Genomic DNA, 17,017 nt, shown 5'->3' on the forward strand with positions numbered 1-17,017 from the left:
AGGAAAATGAGCGATTCATTGAAATATTTTAAATCATTAAATAACATTCGTACCTTACGTGCGATAGCAAGAGAAATGCCGTTAGAATCATTGCAAGAAATACATGATAAATTTAATACCGTTGTAGATGAACGTCGCGAAGATGAAAATCAAGCGAGAGCACAATTAGAAGCTCATAGTCAAAAAATTGCAAAATATATTAAATTACTGGAAGGAGAAGGACTCAGTCTAGATGATCTAGTTACTGCAAAAACGCCTTCAAAAACATCTAACCGTACTAAGCGCGCAGCAAGACCGGCTAAATTTCAATATAAAGATGAAAATGGTGAAATAAAAACCTGGACCGGCCAAGGTCGCACACCAGCTATCATCAAAAAGGCACTAGCGAAGGGTAAACATATGGATGATTTTTTAATCTAAATGTCCTTTCTCTACTTTTAAAATACCCTTTATATAAAGGGTATTTTAATTACACATATCATTAACATTTATTACACAATAAATAACCAGCCTTAATAAGGTCTAATATATATCAAAGCGTAAAACTCTGCTCGCTAAGATAAATACTAAATACATTTACATGCCTGCCACTTTTCACTAATAACTAACCATACCTTTTCCTATAATAAAGAAGCCGACATAAAAATGTATAACTTCTATTAATATAAATATTTTATTATCAGCGATACACCATGTAATGTAAATTTTTGTTATCTAAACATTTCAAATTATTCCTTCAAGAAATAGTATCGTTGTTTTTTATTGCCATAAAGTCATGCATTCGATGTTCATTATTAGACTTCTCTCTATTTTATTTTGTTAGAGAGGTTGTTAAGTTTCATTCTATTCATTATGTAAAAATTTATTATAGAAATAATAAACAGATTACTTTATAAAAAAAATAAACGGCTAATCTGATACAAGCTAAATCAATTAAATATAATTACTATACTTTTTTATCATAATTATGATCAGTGTTAACGTAAATATTATTGATAGAAACTCACGCGCTAACACAAGAAATTTTAGCTAGTAACTAAAATGGTATATGATCAGCAAAATCAAATTATTATTATTTGAAATAGTTTGTAATATCTCCATTTAAACAACATCCTTGCCTACTTATATAATTAATAAATCTCATTTTAATTTTATGCATAAATAGAACTTGTTAAAATAAATTTGTAATAACAAATAGCAATATTGTATAAAAATACCATGCAGGTTTTTTTATTGATTTGAATCAAATTTCTCAACAATTAGCAATCTAAGATATTTTTTTACCCACGCGGAAAATTCATCACCTAAAAATTCATGCTGCATACCATATTCAACAAATGCTTTCATATAACCCAATTTATTACCGCAATCATGGCTTTTACCTTGTAAATGATAGGCTTCAACAGGTTCTCCTTCTATTAACATTTCAATCGCGTCAGTTAACTGGATTTCATCACCTGCACCCATTGGTGTTTTCTCTAATAAAGACCAAATTTTCTCTGACAATACATAACGCCCAACGATAGATAAATTAGATGGCGCCAGTTCAATTTTAGGTTTTTCAACAACGCCTTTAATAATTTTGCTTTCACCAGCTTTTAATTCATAACTGTCACAATCTACAACACCATAATTGGATACAGACTCCTTTGGTACCGGCTCAACAAGAATTTGACTGGCTGATGTTTCATGATAACGCTTCAGCATTGCGGTTAAATTATACTGTTTCAAATCCGAAGAATATTGATCAATAATTACATCCGGTAAAACTACAGCAAAAGGCACCTCTCCTACCAATGGTTTTGCACATAAAATGGCATGTCCAAGCCCTTTTGCGATACCTTGTCTCGTTTGCATAATTGTGACATAACTTGGGCATATGGATTGTACATCATTTAATAATTGCCGTTTAACGCGCTTTTCCAAAATTGCTTCTAATTCAAAACTAGTATCAAAATGGTTTTCTATTGAGTTCTTTGAAGAGTGAGTGACTAATATAATTTCATGAATACCAGCAAATATACATTCATTTACTACATACTGAATAAGTGGTTTATCCGCTAAAGGTAACATTTCTTTAGGGATCGCTTTGGTTGCCGGCAACATGCGAGTTCCTAATCCTGCGACAGGAATAACAGCTTTGCTAACTTTTTTTTCCGCTTTTTTTAATTTCATTTTTTCTACCAAGTTACCTAAATACAAAATACTAATGAAATGTGACAGATAGATTTTCAACAACTTTTGTGGCGAGTATAGCAGTAAAATGTACCAAATAAATAGCAAACTAGAGAAAATTGGCCTAGGTTAACAATCCTATAAAAAGTAAATAATTATAATATTTCCACCAATGAATTAAACATTAAAGTCATTCGATGTTTATGATTCCATATTTTACATTGCCAATCTATTCCTTTTTCCATTATTTGCTGATAAGCAATTGATTGTAAGCTACCCAATGGTGCACTTGATGACAATTCGACTTCTTTATTCTCAGTTTTTAATTTTACATTAAGTCCTACTGAAGCTAATACAATTGTTTTACTTTCAGTATAAAAATAACCTAATAAAATTGGAAATTGTCCTTTAATATTTAAATCCATTAATAAAGTGTTTATTTGCTAAAGCATTTCACTAATATTAAATAATTTGTTTGATTGGCTATTAAGATAGGTTTGCAATAATTCATTAAATGCAACTTTAAGTAATAATGCAGCCATAACACCATCACCCGAAGAATACTCAATATCAAGGCAATAAAAACCTATTTGTTTATCAGAAAGTTCTGCTAAATTAAATAATAATCCAATTTTATTAATATCTTTTAGTTGCCGATAATTAATTTTATAATTTGCCAATGTTTGATTTACTTTGGGCTGCAGCTTAAGTAAAACTAGCAAAATATCATGCTTTTCGTGCTGTACCATTTGCTAAATATGAAAAAGCTCAGCAGATAAACGAAGGGTTGTTTCTACAATATCTGGATACAAATTACGGATAATCGTCTCTCTAACATCATCAAAATCAACAATCGGTGTTAATAATGCATCTTTTACCCCAAGTCAAAGCATTCTATCTAAATCACTAATTCTATTTGTTCCTGAAATAACAATAACTGGAATTTCACACTTCATTTCCACCAATTTCTGCATTAAAGTCTCACCACTCATCACAGGCATGCTTAAATCACATAAAATCAAATCAAGATGCTCAACAGCATTAATAATATCTAAGGCCTCCTTGCCCATTGCTGGTTGTATAAGTAATCACATCAAATGATTTAAGGTAATTTCTCAATACGGAGCGAAAAACCACCTCATTTTCTACAATTAATATTTTCTTCTCTTTCATATGCCAGCCTTACATTACATAAAATGCCATTGACGATATTATCTTTTTAGAAAATAGTACTTATGATAGAACAAATATTTTACGGATTGACACTTAAAGTTATATATTTTTTTGTATTGAAATATATAATTATTTTTCATTTATTGTTATCAATATCTAAAATTCAAATCAGCAAACAAAAGTAGATAAATGATCAATAGCACTAAGGATGATTCAGTCACTATTGAGTAACATTATTTACCCAATTAAAAGTGGATATAAAGATAAAAATGAACCTTTGTTAAAGTTTTCAGATAAATTAATCATAAATAACTCATATTTATCTATTAAAGCGCTTGTTTTCTTTTAATTAATCAATATTCCAAATGATAAAAATGTGATTTACAATAATAAAAAGATGTTTTTTTTAAATAATTTTAATGAAATTTTAAAAAAAACATTGCGATAATACTCCTAAAAGAGTCAGAATTACCACATTTTATCGTAACAAGATTAAAATTTCCTATTTTGCGATATTTGTAACAAAAAAATTTGAAGGAAAAGACCATTCATGCAATAAAACAAAATAAAATTCTTCACACCATCTGCCCTGATGCAAAAGGGTTAATCGCTAAAATCACAAATATTTGTTATAAACATCAATTAAATATTGTTCAAAATAATGAATTTATTGACCATCAGACGAACTGTTTTTTCATGCGTACCGAACTTAACGGTATTATACATTATTAGCTGATCTCGACGATACTTTACCATCAGCGTCTAAACGGGAATTAAGTACAGCAAATCAACGACGCATTGTTATTATGTTAACCAAAGAAGCACACTGCTTAAGTGATCTATTAATGAAAAACGCCTATGATGGTCTTGATGTGGAAATTGCGGCTGTAATTGGTAATCACGAGACATTAAGATCACTAGTTGAACAATTTAATATCCCATTTCACTAACATTAGCCATGAAAATTTAACGCTATAACAACATGATCATCTATTAAAAGAACAAATTTACCATTATGATCCTGATTATGTGGTTTTAGCAAAATATATGCGCACACTTACGCCTGATTTCGTTCAACATTATCCCAATAAAATTATTAATATCCATCACTCTTTTTTGCCAGCTTTTATTGGTGCAAAACCTTATCATCAAGCTTATCAACGTGGTGTCAAAATCATTGGAGCAACGACGCACTTTGTCAATAATGATCTCGATGAAGGCCGTATTATCACTCAGAATGTGATTAACGTTGATCATAGTTATACTGCTGAGGATATGATGCGAGCAGGTAAAGACGTTGAAAAAAATGTTTTGAGCCACGCTTTATACTGGATATTAGCACAACGTGTTTTTGTTCATGGCAACCGCACGATTATTCTTTAACCTATCCTATATTTAATAAAATAGCCTGACTTATTTTAAAGGTAATTATTATACAGAGTACATAATATTACCTTTAAACAATCACAATTATTTTATTAAATTTAATTTTTATAAAATATTTTATTTAATTATTTTTCATGATAGATGATTTTTGTTATTAACTATATTTAAAAAAACTGACATCGTTATTACATTTAAATTTTACCTAATGAACTAATGAACTAATGAACTAATGAACTAATGAACTAATGAACTAATGAACTAATGAACTAATGAACTAATGAACAAGGATAATAGTTCTGACTAATCGATTAAATTTCAAATAGATAGGCACTTAGAGCAGTTAACGCTTGCTCTGTCTATTCACTAGAAAAAACTCGCAAGTTACAAACCCTGTGGTTACTAGCATCAGAACAACCATAATTTTGCCCAATTAATATTTTACTTATTGATTAATATATTTTTTTAATTGCATCAATAACCCGATTCAAAATACTACCATGTGCTTTAGATTTATAAAAATAACAACTATTTGTCATGCTAAGCTCATCTAGCGGTAAAAATATAATGTCAGGTGTTGATTGACAGGTTTCGGGTAATTTATCGGTTAAACCGATGTAATCACCATTTTGTATTAATCCATCGCAAAAACCACTGTTTTCCATCCATCTGATATTGATTCTATTTGCCCCTATCGTCGCTTTTGATTCTATATCTCGAATAAATTGACTTTTATATAAGACCGGATCACATAGCCAAGGAAATTGATTCAATAATTTTAATAGATTCTTTTCAGCATGTTCGTAAAGTTGTTTACGACAACATATACCAATAGTCTCTTTTTGTAATTTTTTTAACAAAATAAAACGTTCACTTACAATTTTTTCTAAACTTAAAATTAAAATATTGCCATCACCATCATAATCTGATATTTCATTTACTTTATCATAATCAAATTTTAAAACGTTTATTGGTATTTTATTAATACCTGCTGTTTGATAAAGTTTTATTAAATGATGGTTTTTACCCCAGTCATAATAAATATTAACCACATTACGAAATTCATTACCAACATATCTTTTAGTAATTTCTTTTTCCTGCAAATATAAATTTTTTAAATCATTATAAAGTTATTACCCTTCCTTTGTTAAAATCATGCCGGATTTTTTCCTTTTAAACAGCGTTTTACCTAATACGGCCTCAAAATCTTTAATTAATTTTGCGACAGGGGGAGCCGTGCGATGCAATATTCTCGCCGCTTTACATAATGAACCTTGTTCAACAACTGCCATAAAAGCTTCTAACTTTCTTGAGAAAAACATAATGATTACTCCACTTCAATCTTAAATATCAAATAGAAAAAATTTAAATATCTATTTAATAATTTATAGCTGACACAGAAATTCAAAAAGAATACCTTTTTACAGCTCTTTAAGATAAAATCACTTAGGCTAATAATTTAAAGAAAAATAATTAAATCTCGATAATTAATTTCATAAATTGATTTTTAGCAAATGACATCATTACATCTAGCTAATATTTTCTGACAAAAAACAAATTTTCATATAGTGCATTTTTAATTATAATTTATTAATTTGAATTAAATTAATTATTTTTTAAAGTTATATATTTTTTTAAAATTTAATCACTGCCAATCACGCTAAATAATTTAAATATAAAAAATAATTCATTAATAAATAAAAGAAAGTGTTTTATATAATGGGTTACATTTATATATTCAATCTGATAAAATGTTTTTATAAATATATTTCAATTAGGTAACCAATTCGAATGAAATTTGTCTCATTTAACATTAATAGCCTAAGAGCACGCATCCACCAACTTGAAGCTATCATCGAAAAACATCAACCTGATGTCATAGGCTTACAAGAGACCAAAGTTGATGATGGTGCATTCCCTTTAGATTAAGTTAATCAGTTAGGCTATCATATCTGCTACCATGGACAAAAAGCACATTATATGGTGTCGCGCTATTTTGAAAACAAAAACCAATTACTATTCAAAAGGGATTTCCTGGCGACGATATTGATTGCCCAGCGCTGTATTATTATGGCAGATACTGAAATAGAAAAAGGCACAACTACCATAATAAACGGTTATTTCCCACAAGGTGAATGCCGTGATCACCCAACAAAATTTGCAGCAAAAGCAAAATTTTATCAAGACTTGCAACTTTATTTGCAAAATAATCTTTCTCCTCAATCGCATATTATTCTTATGGGAGATATGAATATTAGCCCAACAGATCATGATATCGGCATCGGTGAAATTAATAGAAAACGTTGGTTAAGTGCGCGGAAATGCTCATTTTTACCTGAAGAACGCGAATGGATGGATAAATTGAAATCCTGGGGATTAATCGATACTTACCGTCAACAAAATCCAGAAATTACTGATCAATTTTCGTGGTTTGATTACCGTTCCAAGGGTTTTGTCGATAACCGAGATTTGCGAATTGATTTGATCTTAGCCTCTAGTTCGTTGTTTGCCTGCTGTGGTGAAACGGGCATTGATTATGACATTAGAAGTATGGAAAAACCTTCAGATCATGCGCCTATTTGAGCAAAATTTGAGTTAAATTAAGTTAAAATTAAATGATACTACTATTTTACACTTAGTTATCATTTGATTGTCTTTTTCGACTAGCTCTCTTCTTCTTTACTGATAACTTTTTCTCTTCGATGACCGCTATTGTATGGAATATGGTTAAATCAGTTTGTTGTTTAGCTTGTTGGATTAACATTTTCAATGTATCTGCTAATGGTGACATAAAATTCTGATAACGAAACTGTTTTCACTGATTTTGGTTAATTTAGACTCCCAGTGAGCAGTCATATCAGGCAATACTGTCACCAGCGGTAAAACTTTATATAAGGCGATGCCTGCTGGCGCAGCATGGATATAACGAAAATTTACGTTTAAATAACAGTTCTATAACACCCGCTCGGGTCGATTCTATTCCTAAACCATCCGTTGCTCGCAATACCTTTTTCAGCGCCTTATCTTGCACAAAACGGGTAATACCGGTCATAGCCGACAACAAAGTGGGATCACAGTAAAGGGTTTTTGTGGCTGAGTCTGCTTTTCTATTACTTCACCCTGCTCGCAAAATAATTCATTTTTTACCTTTACCTCAGGGAGTGGCATACCATCATTATCAGCATCCCGTTCCTTAGTAGTTAAAGTTGCTCGCCAACCAGGTTCGACCAAAAAGCGATCTCTTGGCGATAAATTTTCCACCTGCGATCTCCAGTTCAATAACCCGCTTATGAAATTTTGCACTAGCCATAAATTGGATAATATATTGATCAGCAATCAATGCATAAATTTTGCTTTCGTTTTGATCAAGCTGCACCGCTATTGCTTTAGCAGTAGGAATAATTGCATGATGTGCATCAACTTTTTTATCATCCCAACAGCGATTTTGCTTATCTAATTCAGCCAATTCAAATTGTGTAAGTTCTGGCTGATGTATAGCAATAGCTTTTAATACCCCATGACGATTGGCAAAATGCTCTGGCGGTAAGTAACGACTATCGGAACGAGGATAAGTAATAACTTTATGTTTTGCATATAATTGTTGACATATATCAAGAACTTCCTTAGCACTTAAGCCATGTTTTTTAGCGGCTTCAATTTGCAAAGTCGACAATGAATAAGATAAGGGCGCAATCTCTGATTCTTGTTTATTTTGATAGGCAACAACCAAGGCTGGTTGCTGCGTAATTCGTGCAGCAACATGCTCGGCTAAAGGTCGATGAATCAGACGCCCTTCTTCATCCTGATAATCAATGCAGGCTTCACTTGGCTGCCCAAATAGCGGTAAAACGTTCTTTATTCGGCGTGATTATATGTGCTTTTACTTCAAAAAAATCTTTAGCAACAAAATGTTCAATCTCTTCATCTCTTCTAACCACTAATCCCAATACTGGCGTTTGAACTCAGCTAACGGATAATACCCCTTGATACCCCCCTCGCTGACCAAGCAAAGTATAAGCCCGCGTCATATTTATGCCATACAACCAATCTGCTCTGGCTCGAGCCAATGCGGAAACACAAAGTGGAATAAAATCTCGATTACTTCTTAACCGTTCAATGGCCTTAACTACCGCTTGAGGATTAAGATCGCTAATTAAACAGCGCTGAACATACTGCTTTTTATCATCGGGTAAGGCTAAAAAATCTAACACTTCATCCACCAGCAATTGCCCTTCGCGATCGGGATCTCCCACCTGCACAATCTCATCGGCCTGAACTAATAGCGCTTTATAGTATTAAGTTGCTTAATAACTGCCGCCCGAGGCTTTAATTGCCATTTTTCAGGAATGATCGGTAAATCAGTTAATGATCGACGTGCTAAACGAGGATCGTAAGCTTCAGGTTCAGCTTGCTCCAATAAATGACCAATACACCAAGTCACATATTGCGAATCACCACACACAATAAAACCATCTTGTCGTTTATGTGGCTTTGGTAAAACATCAGCTATAGCCCGCGCTAAACTGGGCTTTTCTACAATAAACAGACGGCGCATAGGTTATTCAACTACCTCAATCATCGCTCTGCATGATTTGGATTGCTCTAATTGACCGATTGCGCTAAGAGATAAATTATTTTGCCAGGCAATTTGCTTAACTTCAGCAATTGCTGTTGGTAACACCGCCATTAATAATCCCCCTGAGGTCTGCGGATCATAATACATTGCATTGTAACGGTGTCATCTGGCCTAAAAAATGGCCGTAACTGGCAAAATTACGTTGGGTTCTACCTGGTACACACCCTTGCTCAATATAACTTTCAATATGAGGTAATTTAGCTATTTGCGAAAAAGCCACCGTCGCCTGTAAATCAGCCGCTCGACAGATTTCAGTTAAATAGCCTAACAAACCAAAACCGGTTACATCAGTCATCGCAGTAACCCCTTCAATATTTGCCAATTCTGAACTTGATTTATTTAATTAACACATAATCTGAGTCGCTACCCTTTGATGTTCAGGTAACAATAACTTTTTCTTTTCTGCCGTTGTGTGAATACCAATTCCTAATAGTTTAGTTAAAAATAATTGGCTACCCGCAACTGCAGTACTATTCTTTTTTACTTTAGTGGTATGAATAACACCTGTCACGGCAAGACCAAATATCGGTTCGGGCGCATCGATCGAATGACCACCTGCAAGTGATATGCCAGCATCCTTACAAACCACTCGCCCCCTTCAATCACTTGTTGGGCTATCTCAACTGGGATTTTATTAATGGGCCAACCTAATATCGCAATCGCCATAATGGGTTTACCGCCCATCGCATAAATATCACTAATTGCATTAGTGGCAACAATACGTCCAAAATCAATCGGCGAATCCACTATTGGCATAAAAAATCCGTGGTACTAATAATCCCTATGCCATTGCGAAGATCATAAACAGCAGCGTCATCGTTGGTCTCGTTACCAACCAGCAAATGAGGATCATTAAATTTTTTACGTTCACTATATAAAATGGTCTCCAATATATTGGGAGCAATTTTACAACCGCAACCCGCTCCATGACTAAATTGGGTTAATTTAATTTCCGATGGCATATTTTTTCCTTTAAAAATAAGTCACAAAATCCTTTATATCCGGTGAAGAACTTTTCATTGTAGGATTAAATTTAGGCGTTCCTGAATAGAGGAAGCCAACAATTTTATCATCTTGCTGGCAAGCTAAACCTGATCTCACCACCGGATCAGTGGTCCAAGAGCCGGTACGCCAAATGCCACCAAATCCTTGAGCAACAGCAGCCATCTGCATAGCATGAACACAACAACCAGCAGTAATAACTTGGTCCTAGTCAGGAATTTTTGTATCGACGACAATTTTAGCAATAACAGCAATAATTAACGGAGCTCGTAAAGGTGCTTTTTTGGTTTTCTCTTCAGCTTCTTGACCCAAATTAGCGTTAATTGCGGCTTTTTCCAGTAACTGTCCAAATTTATCGAGCTCTTAATTTTGGATCACCACAAAATGCCAGGGGCGTGTAACGTACCATGATCAGGAGCCCGTATTCCGGCTGCCAAAATATTATCCAGTAATTGACCTTCAGGTGCTGGTGATATCAAATGACTCATGGAACGACGAGTTAATAATAGTGTTAAAGCATCCATAGATTCCTCCTTGTTGAAATTCACTTATATCGCAACTAATTGAATAGCTAAAAATAGCGTAGAAATGACCTTTTTATAAGTATGTTTCTCAAAAATAGAATATTATCATCAGCATTAGTATAGTAAGGTAACATTTTTAATCAGCTTGAATAGCAATAAAATAATATTTTTAATTATTCTATGAGTTATGGCTAACAATTATCTTATGTCCTTTTAAGATAAATATGTTAATCATATAATTGGAGATCACATGCGAAACCCATGGAATTTAATCGCAACCTGTTTTAAATTTAGTTGGCGATTACTTAATTTTATCAGACGATTTGTCACCAGTTTTATCTGTCTTTTTTTGATCTTTATCGCAGCAAGCAGTTACTTTGCCTATAAAAGTGAAAAAAAATCGACGAGCCAATATCATGGTGCGCTACTTATTGATCTACAAGGTGTGATCGTTGATCAAGTCTCTATCCCTAATCCTCTTGGTAAAATGAGCCGCGAATTGTTAGGCTCGTCAAACAAACGCATGCAAGAAAACTCCTTATTTGACATTGTAAATATTATCCGCCGGGCAACCTATGACGACAAAATTACCGGTATCGTTTTACAACTAGATAATCTGATTGGTTCCGGCCAGCCATCTTTACAATATATTGGTAAGGCGTTGATAGAGTTTAAGCAAGCGGGAAAACCTATTTATGCTGTAGGTAATGGCTATAATCAATCGCAATATTATTTAGCCAGTTTTGCCAATCATATCTATATGTCACAACAGGGTCATGTCGGAATTTACGGTTTTTCAACCAATAAACTCTTTTATAAGACGCTACTGGATAACCTAAAAGTCAATAGTCATATTTTCCGTGTTGGCACCTATAAATCAGCGGTAGAGCCATTTATTCGTAACAATATGTCACCTGAAGCACGTGAAGCCGATAAAGTCTGTATTGGTTCACTATGGCAACATTATTTATCAACCGTGGCGCAAAACCGACAAATGACGCCAGAAAATATCTTCCCTGGTGCCGATAAATTGATTGAAGAAATAAAAAGCGTCAATGGTGATAGTGCGCAATATGCAATTAAACAAAAACTCATTGATCATATATTTACCGGCTCAGTTATGGAGAAAGAGTTAAGCAAAAAATTTGGTTGGAATGATAAAGAGCAACATTTTAATTACATCAGTATCTATGATTATGCCGATGAACACCCCCAGCAAAATCAGCTAATGCGACAAAAACAATCCGATGAGCAAGCTAGAAATATCGCTGTGATAATTACCCAAGGCGCCATTATAGATGGACTACAAGAGCCTGGCATGGTTGGCAGCGAAACAACGGTAGCGCAAATACGTAAAGCAAGATTTAACCCTGATATCAAAGCGATTGTGTTACGTGTTAATAGTCCTGGTGGTAGTGTTACCGCTTCAGAAGCGATAAGGAATGAACTTGTTGCTGTCCGCGAGGCCAATAAACCTATTGTAGTCTCGATGGGAGGAATGGCAGCATCAGGCGGTTATTGGATTTCAACACCGGCCAATTATATTTTTGCCAGTCCAACAACCCTGACCGGTTCAATTGGTATTTTCGGTGTGATAAATACCTTTGAAAAAAGCTTAGATACAATTGGCGTTTATACTGACGGTGTCTCTACCACGCGATTAGCGGATATCTCAGTTACAAAAGGGATTAATAAACAATTTTCTGACATGATGCAAATCACCATAGAAAATGGCTATAACACCTTTCTAAAATATGTTGCTCAGGCGCGCCACAAAACACCAGCAGAAATAGATAAAATCGCTCAAGGTCGGGTGTGGGTAGGTTCAGACGCGCTACAAAACGGTTTGGTTGATAAACTGGGTGATTTTGACGATGCGGTAAATAAAGCGGCTGAATTAGCTAAAATTACTACACCGTCACTTGACTGGATGCAGCCTGAACGTTCTTTTATTGATCAATTAATACTTGAATTAACTTCAAGCGCTGAGGCAATGATGCCCAATACACTGCAATTGTTACTGCCGCAAAAAATGGCTAACAACCTTCAGCAACAAATCAAATTTTACCAGCATATGAATGATCCACAAAATCGCTACGCATTTTGTTTAAATTGTGGTGAAGTTTATTAATAAATAGCCATCATTGTTCAATTCTAGCGCCCTGCATATGGGTGCTTTATTTTATATTAGTATTTAATATCCCACAGATTTTATTAGCTAACTACTTTATAATTCTTTAAATTTATCAATTTTCACTTATTCATATCGTTAGGAAAGAGAATGAAAAAAAATCCATCCATGTCGTTTACACAGGCGGCACTATTGGCATGCAATACTCCATCCCATGGATACGTGCCAGCTTTCGGCCACCTACTACAAAAACAACTGACCAGCATGCCAGCATTTCATCGCGCTGAAATGCCAAATTTCACGATTCGTGAACATAATCCTTTAATTGATTACGCTAATATGACACCACAAGATTGGCAGTGCATTGCAGATGATATTAGTGATAATTATGAAAACTATGATGGTTTTGTTATTCTACATGGTACCGATACGATGGAATTTATCGCCTCTGCACTTTCATTTATGTTTGATAACCTAGATAAGCCGATTATCGTGACAGGGCCACAAATACCACTGGAAGCGTTAAGATCAGATGGCCAAACTAATCTTCTTAATGCATTGTACTTGGCGGCAAATTACCCTATCAATGAAGTGACACTATTTTTTAATAAAAAATTATTTAGGGGTAACCGAATCGTCAAATCACATGCTGATGGTTTTGATGCCTTTACTTCTCCTAATTGTCCAGCATTGATTGATGCAGGTATTCATATCCGTTGTTTACAAAGCTGTCCATTGCCAAAAAACGTCGGCAATTTCAGCAGCCATAAAATCACACCTCAACCCATTGGGGTTGTTACTATTTATCCTGGTATTTCAGTACAAAGTATCGAAAACATCTTATTGCAACCCACCAAAGCACTCATTTTCGGTTTTACGGTGTTGATAATGCACCTTCACAAGCTGAGTTGTTAAAATGCCTTGAAAAGGCCTGTCAACACGATATTATCGTCATTAATCTGACACAATGCCTCTCTGGACGAGTTAACATGAATGGGTATGCAACCGGGCACGCATTAGCCAAAGTTGGTGTTATTAGTGGTTATGATATGACTTTTGAGGCAACCCTTACCAAGCTTCATTATTTACTTAGTCAATCCTTATCTTCAAATGATATTCGTACGCTAATGCAAAAAAATTTGCGCGGTGAACTTAGCTATAGTGACAATTATTAAGGACAACATAATGACTAATACTGCATCATTGCTGGTCGATCTGCAAAATGACCCTTGTAAAGGGGGCGACCTAGAAGTGTTAGATAGTGAAAGTGTTATTAGTACAGCTAATAATGTTATCGCCTACTGCCAACAACAAAATATCGTTATTATTGCCAGCCAGGACTGACATCCTGCTGATCATTTAAGTTTTGCCATTAACTCAGGAACTCAGGTAGGCACAGAGGGGAAACTTAATGGCCTACGCCAAATTTGGTTGCCAGTTCACTGTGTGCAACATCAGAAAGGAGCACAATTCCATCCAGCACTTAATCAGTCAGCCATCCAGGCAACTTTTCAAAAAGGGGTGAATGCCACAATTGATAGCTATAGTGCTTTTTTTTATAATGATCATCAACATGCAACTCAGTTAGATCATTGGCTCACAGAAAATCAAATCAAACATCTATACATTATGGGGTTAGCAACAGATTACTGCGTAAAATTTACCGTCCTTGATGCAGTGCAATTAAGTTATCAAGTAACGGTTATTCAAGATGGTTGTAGGGGCGTTAATCTTCATCCAGAAGATAGTCATCATACATTACAAGAAATGGTATTAGCTGGTGCTAAATTAATAATATCTTCTGATTTGCTCATGCAATCTATGACTATAACTCATGCTCTTAGTTAAGGACGGACAATCTATTATTAACATCGAATAAATTTTGGTTAGTGCTGCTGTTCACTATCAAACAATCGCTTTAGCTCATCTTTTGTTTTCAAAATGATATTCCCATCGGTGCCCACCGTCATATGCTGAGCATCATGATTATGCCTAGCCTGCCAAAGCATAATAGCTTGCAGACTATTTTCTTTTTGCTCGGGTGTTAACACAACACCATCAGGCCACTTCCCCAACTCAACGGCAGTCAGCAATCGTTGATAAATATCGATAGTCATTAAATTAACCAAATCATTAAGCTCCATATTTCATCCCTTCTCTTTTTTATCGTCGTGTAAACCTTACTTAACCCTCAATTACTTCGTCAGATTATTGATCAGTAAAACTTAATGCAACAGAATTAATTCAATAACGTTGCCCAGTCGGTTGTGGGCCATCGGCAAAAACATGGCCTAAATGTGCGTTACAGTGACGGCAACGCACTTCTATCCGCTGCATACCGTGGGAAAATTATCAATATAACTGACGGCTTGATCATTAATCGGTTGATAAAAACTTGGCCAGCCACAGCCAGTATCAAATTTTGTTTGTAATAGAAAAAGCGGCGCATGGCAACAGAGACAGTAATAAATACCTTCTCGTTGATTATGTAATAATTTACCTGAAAAAGGTGGCTCGGTTCCGGCTTCTTGAGTGACATGATGTTGCATTTTATTAAGTTTATTTGACTTAATGCGTTTATGTTCTTTTTCTGTCATAAGAAAGCTTTCCTTATTTTCTAGTAAAAGTAATTATATTCATATGATGAGCAAAAATTAACACTAAACCATTTCAATTATTTTTAACCCGGTGTAAACCGGGTCTTTCTAGTCTGATTTGTGAGATAATTCACATATATTAGCAATATTCACTTTAAATCTCCTTATCCAGAACGATAATAGTAAATCAAAACATTGACCTTAAGCTTGTTGACAAACATACAAAAGTGCTTTATGTGTCAATTTTTTTGGTAATTGACACGATTCCTCTTGACGGATGGCAAGGTTTTGGTAACGATAGAAGCAATATTGAATTCTTTTAAATTAAATAAAATATAGCTGGTGGAGATACTATGACTATCAAAGTAGGTATTAATGGTTTCGGTCGTATTGGCCGTATTGTTTTTCGGGCTGCCCAAGAGCGTAAAGATATCGAAATCGTAGCAATCAATGATTTATTAGATGCCAATTATATGGCCTATATGCTGAAATATGACTCAACCCATGGCCGCTTCAACGGTACTGTCGAAGTTAAAGATGGTCACCTGGTGGTTAATGGTAAAACTATTCGCTACACAGCAGAAAAAGATCCTGCTAACTTGAAATGGAATGAAGTTGGTGTCGATGTGGTTGCGGAAGCAACAGGTATTTTCTTAACTGAGGAAACAGCACGCGAACATATTGCGGCGGGCGCTAAAAAAGTCGTTTTAACTGGCCCTTCTAAAGATGATACCCCAATGTTTGTAATGGGCGTTAATCATGACACCTATAATGGTCAGGATATTGTTTCTAATGCCTCTTGTACCACAAACTGCCTAGCCCCATTAGCGAAAGTTATCAATGATAAATTTGGTGTCATTGAAGGTCTGATGACTACCGTCCATGCAACGACTGCCACGCAAAAAACCGTTGACGGACCTTCAGCTAAAGATTGGCGTGGTGGACGTGGTGCTTCACAAAACATCATTCTTTCATCAACCGGCGCCGCTAAAGCTGTTGGTAAGGTTATTCCTGAATTGAACGGCAAATTAACCGGTATAGCTTTCCGTGTTCCAACCCCGAATGTCTCAGTTGTCGACTTAACCGTTCGTTTGAATAAACCTGCCACTTATAAAGAAATTTGCCAGGTGATCCAACAGGCAGCAAATGGTGAATTAAAAGGCATTCTTGGTTACACTGAAGATGATGTTGTTTCCACAGACTTTAATGGCGACAAACTAACATCAATTTTTGATGCTAAAGCGGGTATTGCCTTAAACGACAGTTTTGTAAAATTAGTAGCCTGGTACGATAATGAAACTGGTTATTCAAATAAAGTTTTAGATTTAATTGTCCATATTGCTAAATAAATAGCGTAATTACTCGCTTCAAGCCGCCATTGATGGCGGCTTTTTTC

The 17,017-nt window shown here is 34.8% G+C and carries 11 protein-coding genes and 8 pseudogenes; 8 read left to right on the plus strand and 11 right to left on the minus strand.

Annotation, left to right across the window (positions count from 1 at the left end; translation table 11 throughout):
• Nucleotides 1-6: 6 nt before the first annotated feature.
• Entirely contained in the window at nucleotides 7-420 is a 414-nt protein-coding gene (locus ARADI_RS03235; protein WP_119711106.1) for an H-NS family histone-like protein, read from the plus strand.
• Nucleotides 421-1,230: 810 nt separating this feature from the next.
• Here the strand turns inward: ARADI_RS03235 and galU are convergent.
• The 4 genes from galU to ARADI_RS17145 all read right to left on the minus strand — a co-directional run bounded on the left by galU (nucleotide 1,231) and on the right by ARADI_RS17145 (nucleotide 3,245).
• Nucleotides 1,231-2,175 (minus strand): UTP--glucose-1-phosphate uridylyltransferase GalU, encoded by a 945-nt coding sequence (gene galU, locus ARADI_RS03240; protein ID WP_119711107.1) that lies wholly within the window; start codon nucleotides 2,173-2,175, stop codon nucleotides 1,231-1,233.
• A 155-nt stretch (nucleotides 2,176-2,330) separates the two neighbouring features.
• Entirely contained in the window at nucleotides 2,331-2,600 is a 270-nt protein-coding gene (locus ARADI_RS17135; RefSeq protein WP_238149082.1) for a hypothetical protein, read from the minus strand.
• An 18-nt stretch (nucleotides 2,601-2,618) separates the two neighbouring features.
• On the minus strand, nucleotides 2,619-2,924 hold the full coding sequence (locus tag ARADI_RS17140; protein WP_238149083.1) for a hypothetical protein: 306 nt from the start codon (nucleotides 2,922-2,924) through the stop codon (nucleotides 2,619-2,621).
• 135 nt (nucleotides 2,925-3,059) lie between these two features.
• Nucleotides 3,060-3,245: a response regulator gene (locus tag ARADI_RS17145; RefSeq protein WP_238149084.1), complete on the minus strand. Its 186-nt coding sequence runs from the start codon at nucleotides 3,243-3,245 to the stop codon at nucleotides 3,060-3,062.
• Nucleotides 3,246-3,894: 649 nt separating this feature from the next.
• Here ARADI_RS17145 and purU point away from each other — a divergent pair.
• Nucleotides 3,895-4,731, plus strand: a pseudogene (gene purU, locus ARADI_RS03250) (formyltetrahydrofolate deformylase).
• 452 nt (nucleotides 4,732-5,183) lie between these two features.
• On the opposite strand, the gene ARADI_RS03255 reads toward purU, so the two are convergent.
• Nucleotides 5,184-5,834 carry a LysR family transcriptional regulator gene (locus ARADI_RS03255; protein ID WP_369406921.1) on the minus strand — a complete coding sequence of 217 codons (651 nt, stop codon included), beginning with the start codon at nucleotides 5,832-5,834 and terminating at the stop codon, nucleotides 5,184-5,186.
• A 30-nt stretch (nucleotides 5,835-5,864) separates the two neighbouring features.
• Nucleotides 5,865-6,053 carry a helix-turn-helix domain-containing protein gene (locus ARADI_RS20575; RefSeq protein ID WP_369406922.1) on the minus strand — a complete coding sequence of 63 codons (189 nt, stop codon included), beginning with the start codon at nucleotides 6,051-6,053 and terminating at the stop codon, nucleotides 5,865-5,867.
• A gap of 469 nt (nucleotides 6,054-6,522) precedes the next feature.
• Between ARADI_RS20575 and ARADI_RS22090 the strand changes: the two genes are divergently transcribed.
• The gene (locus ARADI_RS22090) at nucleotides 6,523-6,660 is read left to right on the plus strand and encodes an endonuclease/exonuclease/phosphatase family protein (protein WP_238149085.1); all 138 of its coding nucleotides are present in this window, start codon (nucleotides 6,523-6,525) and stop codon (nucleotides 6,658-6,660) included.
• Between the two features lie 12 nt (nucleotides 6,661-6,672).
• A pseudogene (xthA, locus tag ARADI_RS03260) lies at nucleotides 6,673-7,314 on the plus strand (exodeoxyribonuclease III); the annotation flags it as partial.
• Between the two features lie 52 nt (nucleotides 7,315-7,366).
• On the opposite strand, the pseudogene ARADI_RS03265 reads toward xthA, so the two are convergent.
• The 3 pseudogenes from ARADI_RS03265 to ARADI_RS03275 all read right to left on the minus strand — a co-directional run bounded on the left by ARADI_RS03265 (nucleotide 7,367) and on the right by ARADI_RS03275 (nucleotide 10,893).
• Nucleotides 7,367-9,286: pseudogene (locus ARADI_RS03265) on the minus strand (DNA topoisomerase III).
• Between the two features lie 3 nt (nucleotides 9,287-9,289).
• Nucleotides 9,290-10,329 (minus strand): annotated as a pseudogene (selD, locus tag ARADI_RS03270) (selenide, water dikinase SelD).
• Between the two features lie 10 nt (nucleotides 10,330-10,339).
• A pseudogene (locus tag ARADI_RS03275) lies at nucleotides 10,340-10,893 on the minus strand (NAD(P)H nitroreductase).
• A gap of 250 nt (nucleotides 10,894-11,143) precedes the next feature.
• Here ARADI_RS03275 and sppA point away from each other — a divergent pair.
• The 3 genes and pseudogenes from sppA to pncA all read left to right on the plus strand — a co-directional run bounded on the left by sppA (nucleotide 11,144) and on the right by pncA (nucleotide 14,872).
• A complete protein-coding gene (gene sppA, locus ARADI_RS03280; RefSeq protein WP_119711108.1) occupies nucleotides 11,144-13,024 on the plus strand; it encodes a signal peptide peptidase SppA in 1,881 nt (626 codons plus the stop codon).
• Between the two features lie 197 nt (nucleotides 13,025-13,221).
• A pseudogene (gene ansA, locus ARADI_RS03285) lies at nucleotides 13,222-14,199 on the plus strand (asparaginase).
• Between the two features lie 10 nt (nucleotides 14,200-14,209).
• Nucleotides 14,210-14,872 (plus strand): annotated as a pseudogene (pncA, locus tag ARADI_RS03290) (bifunctional nicotinamidase/pyrazinamidase).
• 38 nt (nucleotides 14,873-14,910) lie between these two features.
• On the opposite strand, the gene ARADI_RS03295 reads toward pncA, so the two are convergent.
• Entirely contained in the window at nucleotides 14,911-15,168 is a 258-nt protein-coding gene (locus tag ARADI_RS03295; RefSeq protein ID WP_119711109.1) for a YeaC family protein, read from the minus strand.
• 100 nt (nucleotides 15,169-15,268) lie between these two features.
• A pseudogene (msrB, locus tag ARADI_RS03300) lies at nucleotides 15,269-15,621 on the minus strand (peptide-methionine (R)-S-oxide reductase MsrB).
• 353 nt (nucleotides 15,622-15,974) lie between these two features.
• Here msrB and gapA point away from each other — a divergent pair.
• Nucleotides 15,975-16,970 (plus strand): glyceraldehyde-3-phosphate dehydrogenase, encoded by a 996-nt coding sequence (gapA, locus tag ARADI_RS03305; protein WP_119711110.1) that lies wholly within the window; start codon nucleotides 15,975-15,977, stop codon nucleotides 16,968-16,970.
• Nucleotides 16,971-17,017: the final 47 nt, after the last annotated feature.

It is taken from the genome of Arsenophonus endosymbiont of Aleurodicus floccissimus, assembly GCF_900343025.1.
Lineage (GTDB): Bacteria > Pseudomonadota > Gammaproteobacteria > Enterobacterales > Enterobacteriaceae > Arsenophonus.

Coding starts and splice junctions, on each gene's coding strand:
- galU (WP_119711107.1), bottom strand. CDS start 2,175: ATGAAATTAAAAAAAGCGGAAAAAAAAGTTAGCAAAGCTGTTATTCCT.
- ARADI_RS20575 (WP_369406922.1), bottom strand. CDS start 6,053: ATGTTTTTCTCAAGAAAGTTAGAAGCTTTTATGGCAGTTGTTGAACAA.
- ARADI_RS17135 (WP_238149082.1), bottom strand. CDS start 2,600: ATGGATTTAAATATTAAAGGACAATTTCCAATTTTATTAGGTTATTTT.
- ARADI_RS03295 (WP_119711109.1), bottom strand. CDS start 15,168: ATGGAGCTTAATGATTTGGTTAATTTAATGACTATCGATATTTATCAA.
- ARADI_RS17145 (WP_238149084.1), bottom strand. CDS start 3,245: ATGGGCAAGGAGGCCTTAGATATTATTAATGCTGTTGAGCATCTTGAT.
- ARADI_RS03235 (WP_119711106.1), top strand. CDS start 7: ATGAGCGATTCATTGAAATATTTTAAATCATTAAATAACATTCGTACC.
- ARADI_RS22090 (WP_238149085.1), top strand. CDS start 6,523: ATGAAATTTGTCTCATTTAACATTAATAGCCTAAGAGCACGCATCCAC.
- ARADI_RS17140 (WP_238149083.1), bottom strand. CDS start 2,924: ATGGTACAGCACGAAAAGCATGATATTTTGCTAGTTTTACTTAAGCTG.
- sppA (WP_119711108.1), top strand. CDS start 11,144: ATGCGAAACCCATGGAATTTAATCGCAACCTGTTTTAAATTTAGTTGG.
- gapA (WP_119711110.1), top strand. CDS start 15,975: ATGACTATCAAAGTAGGTATTAATGGTTTCGGTCGTATTGGCCGTATT.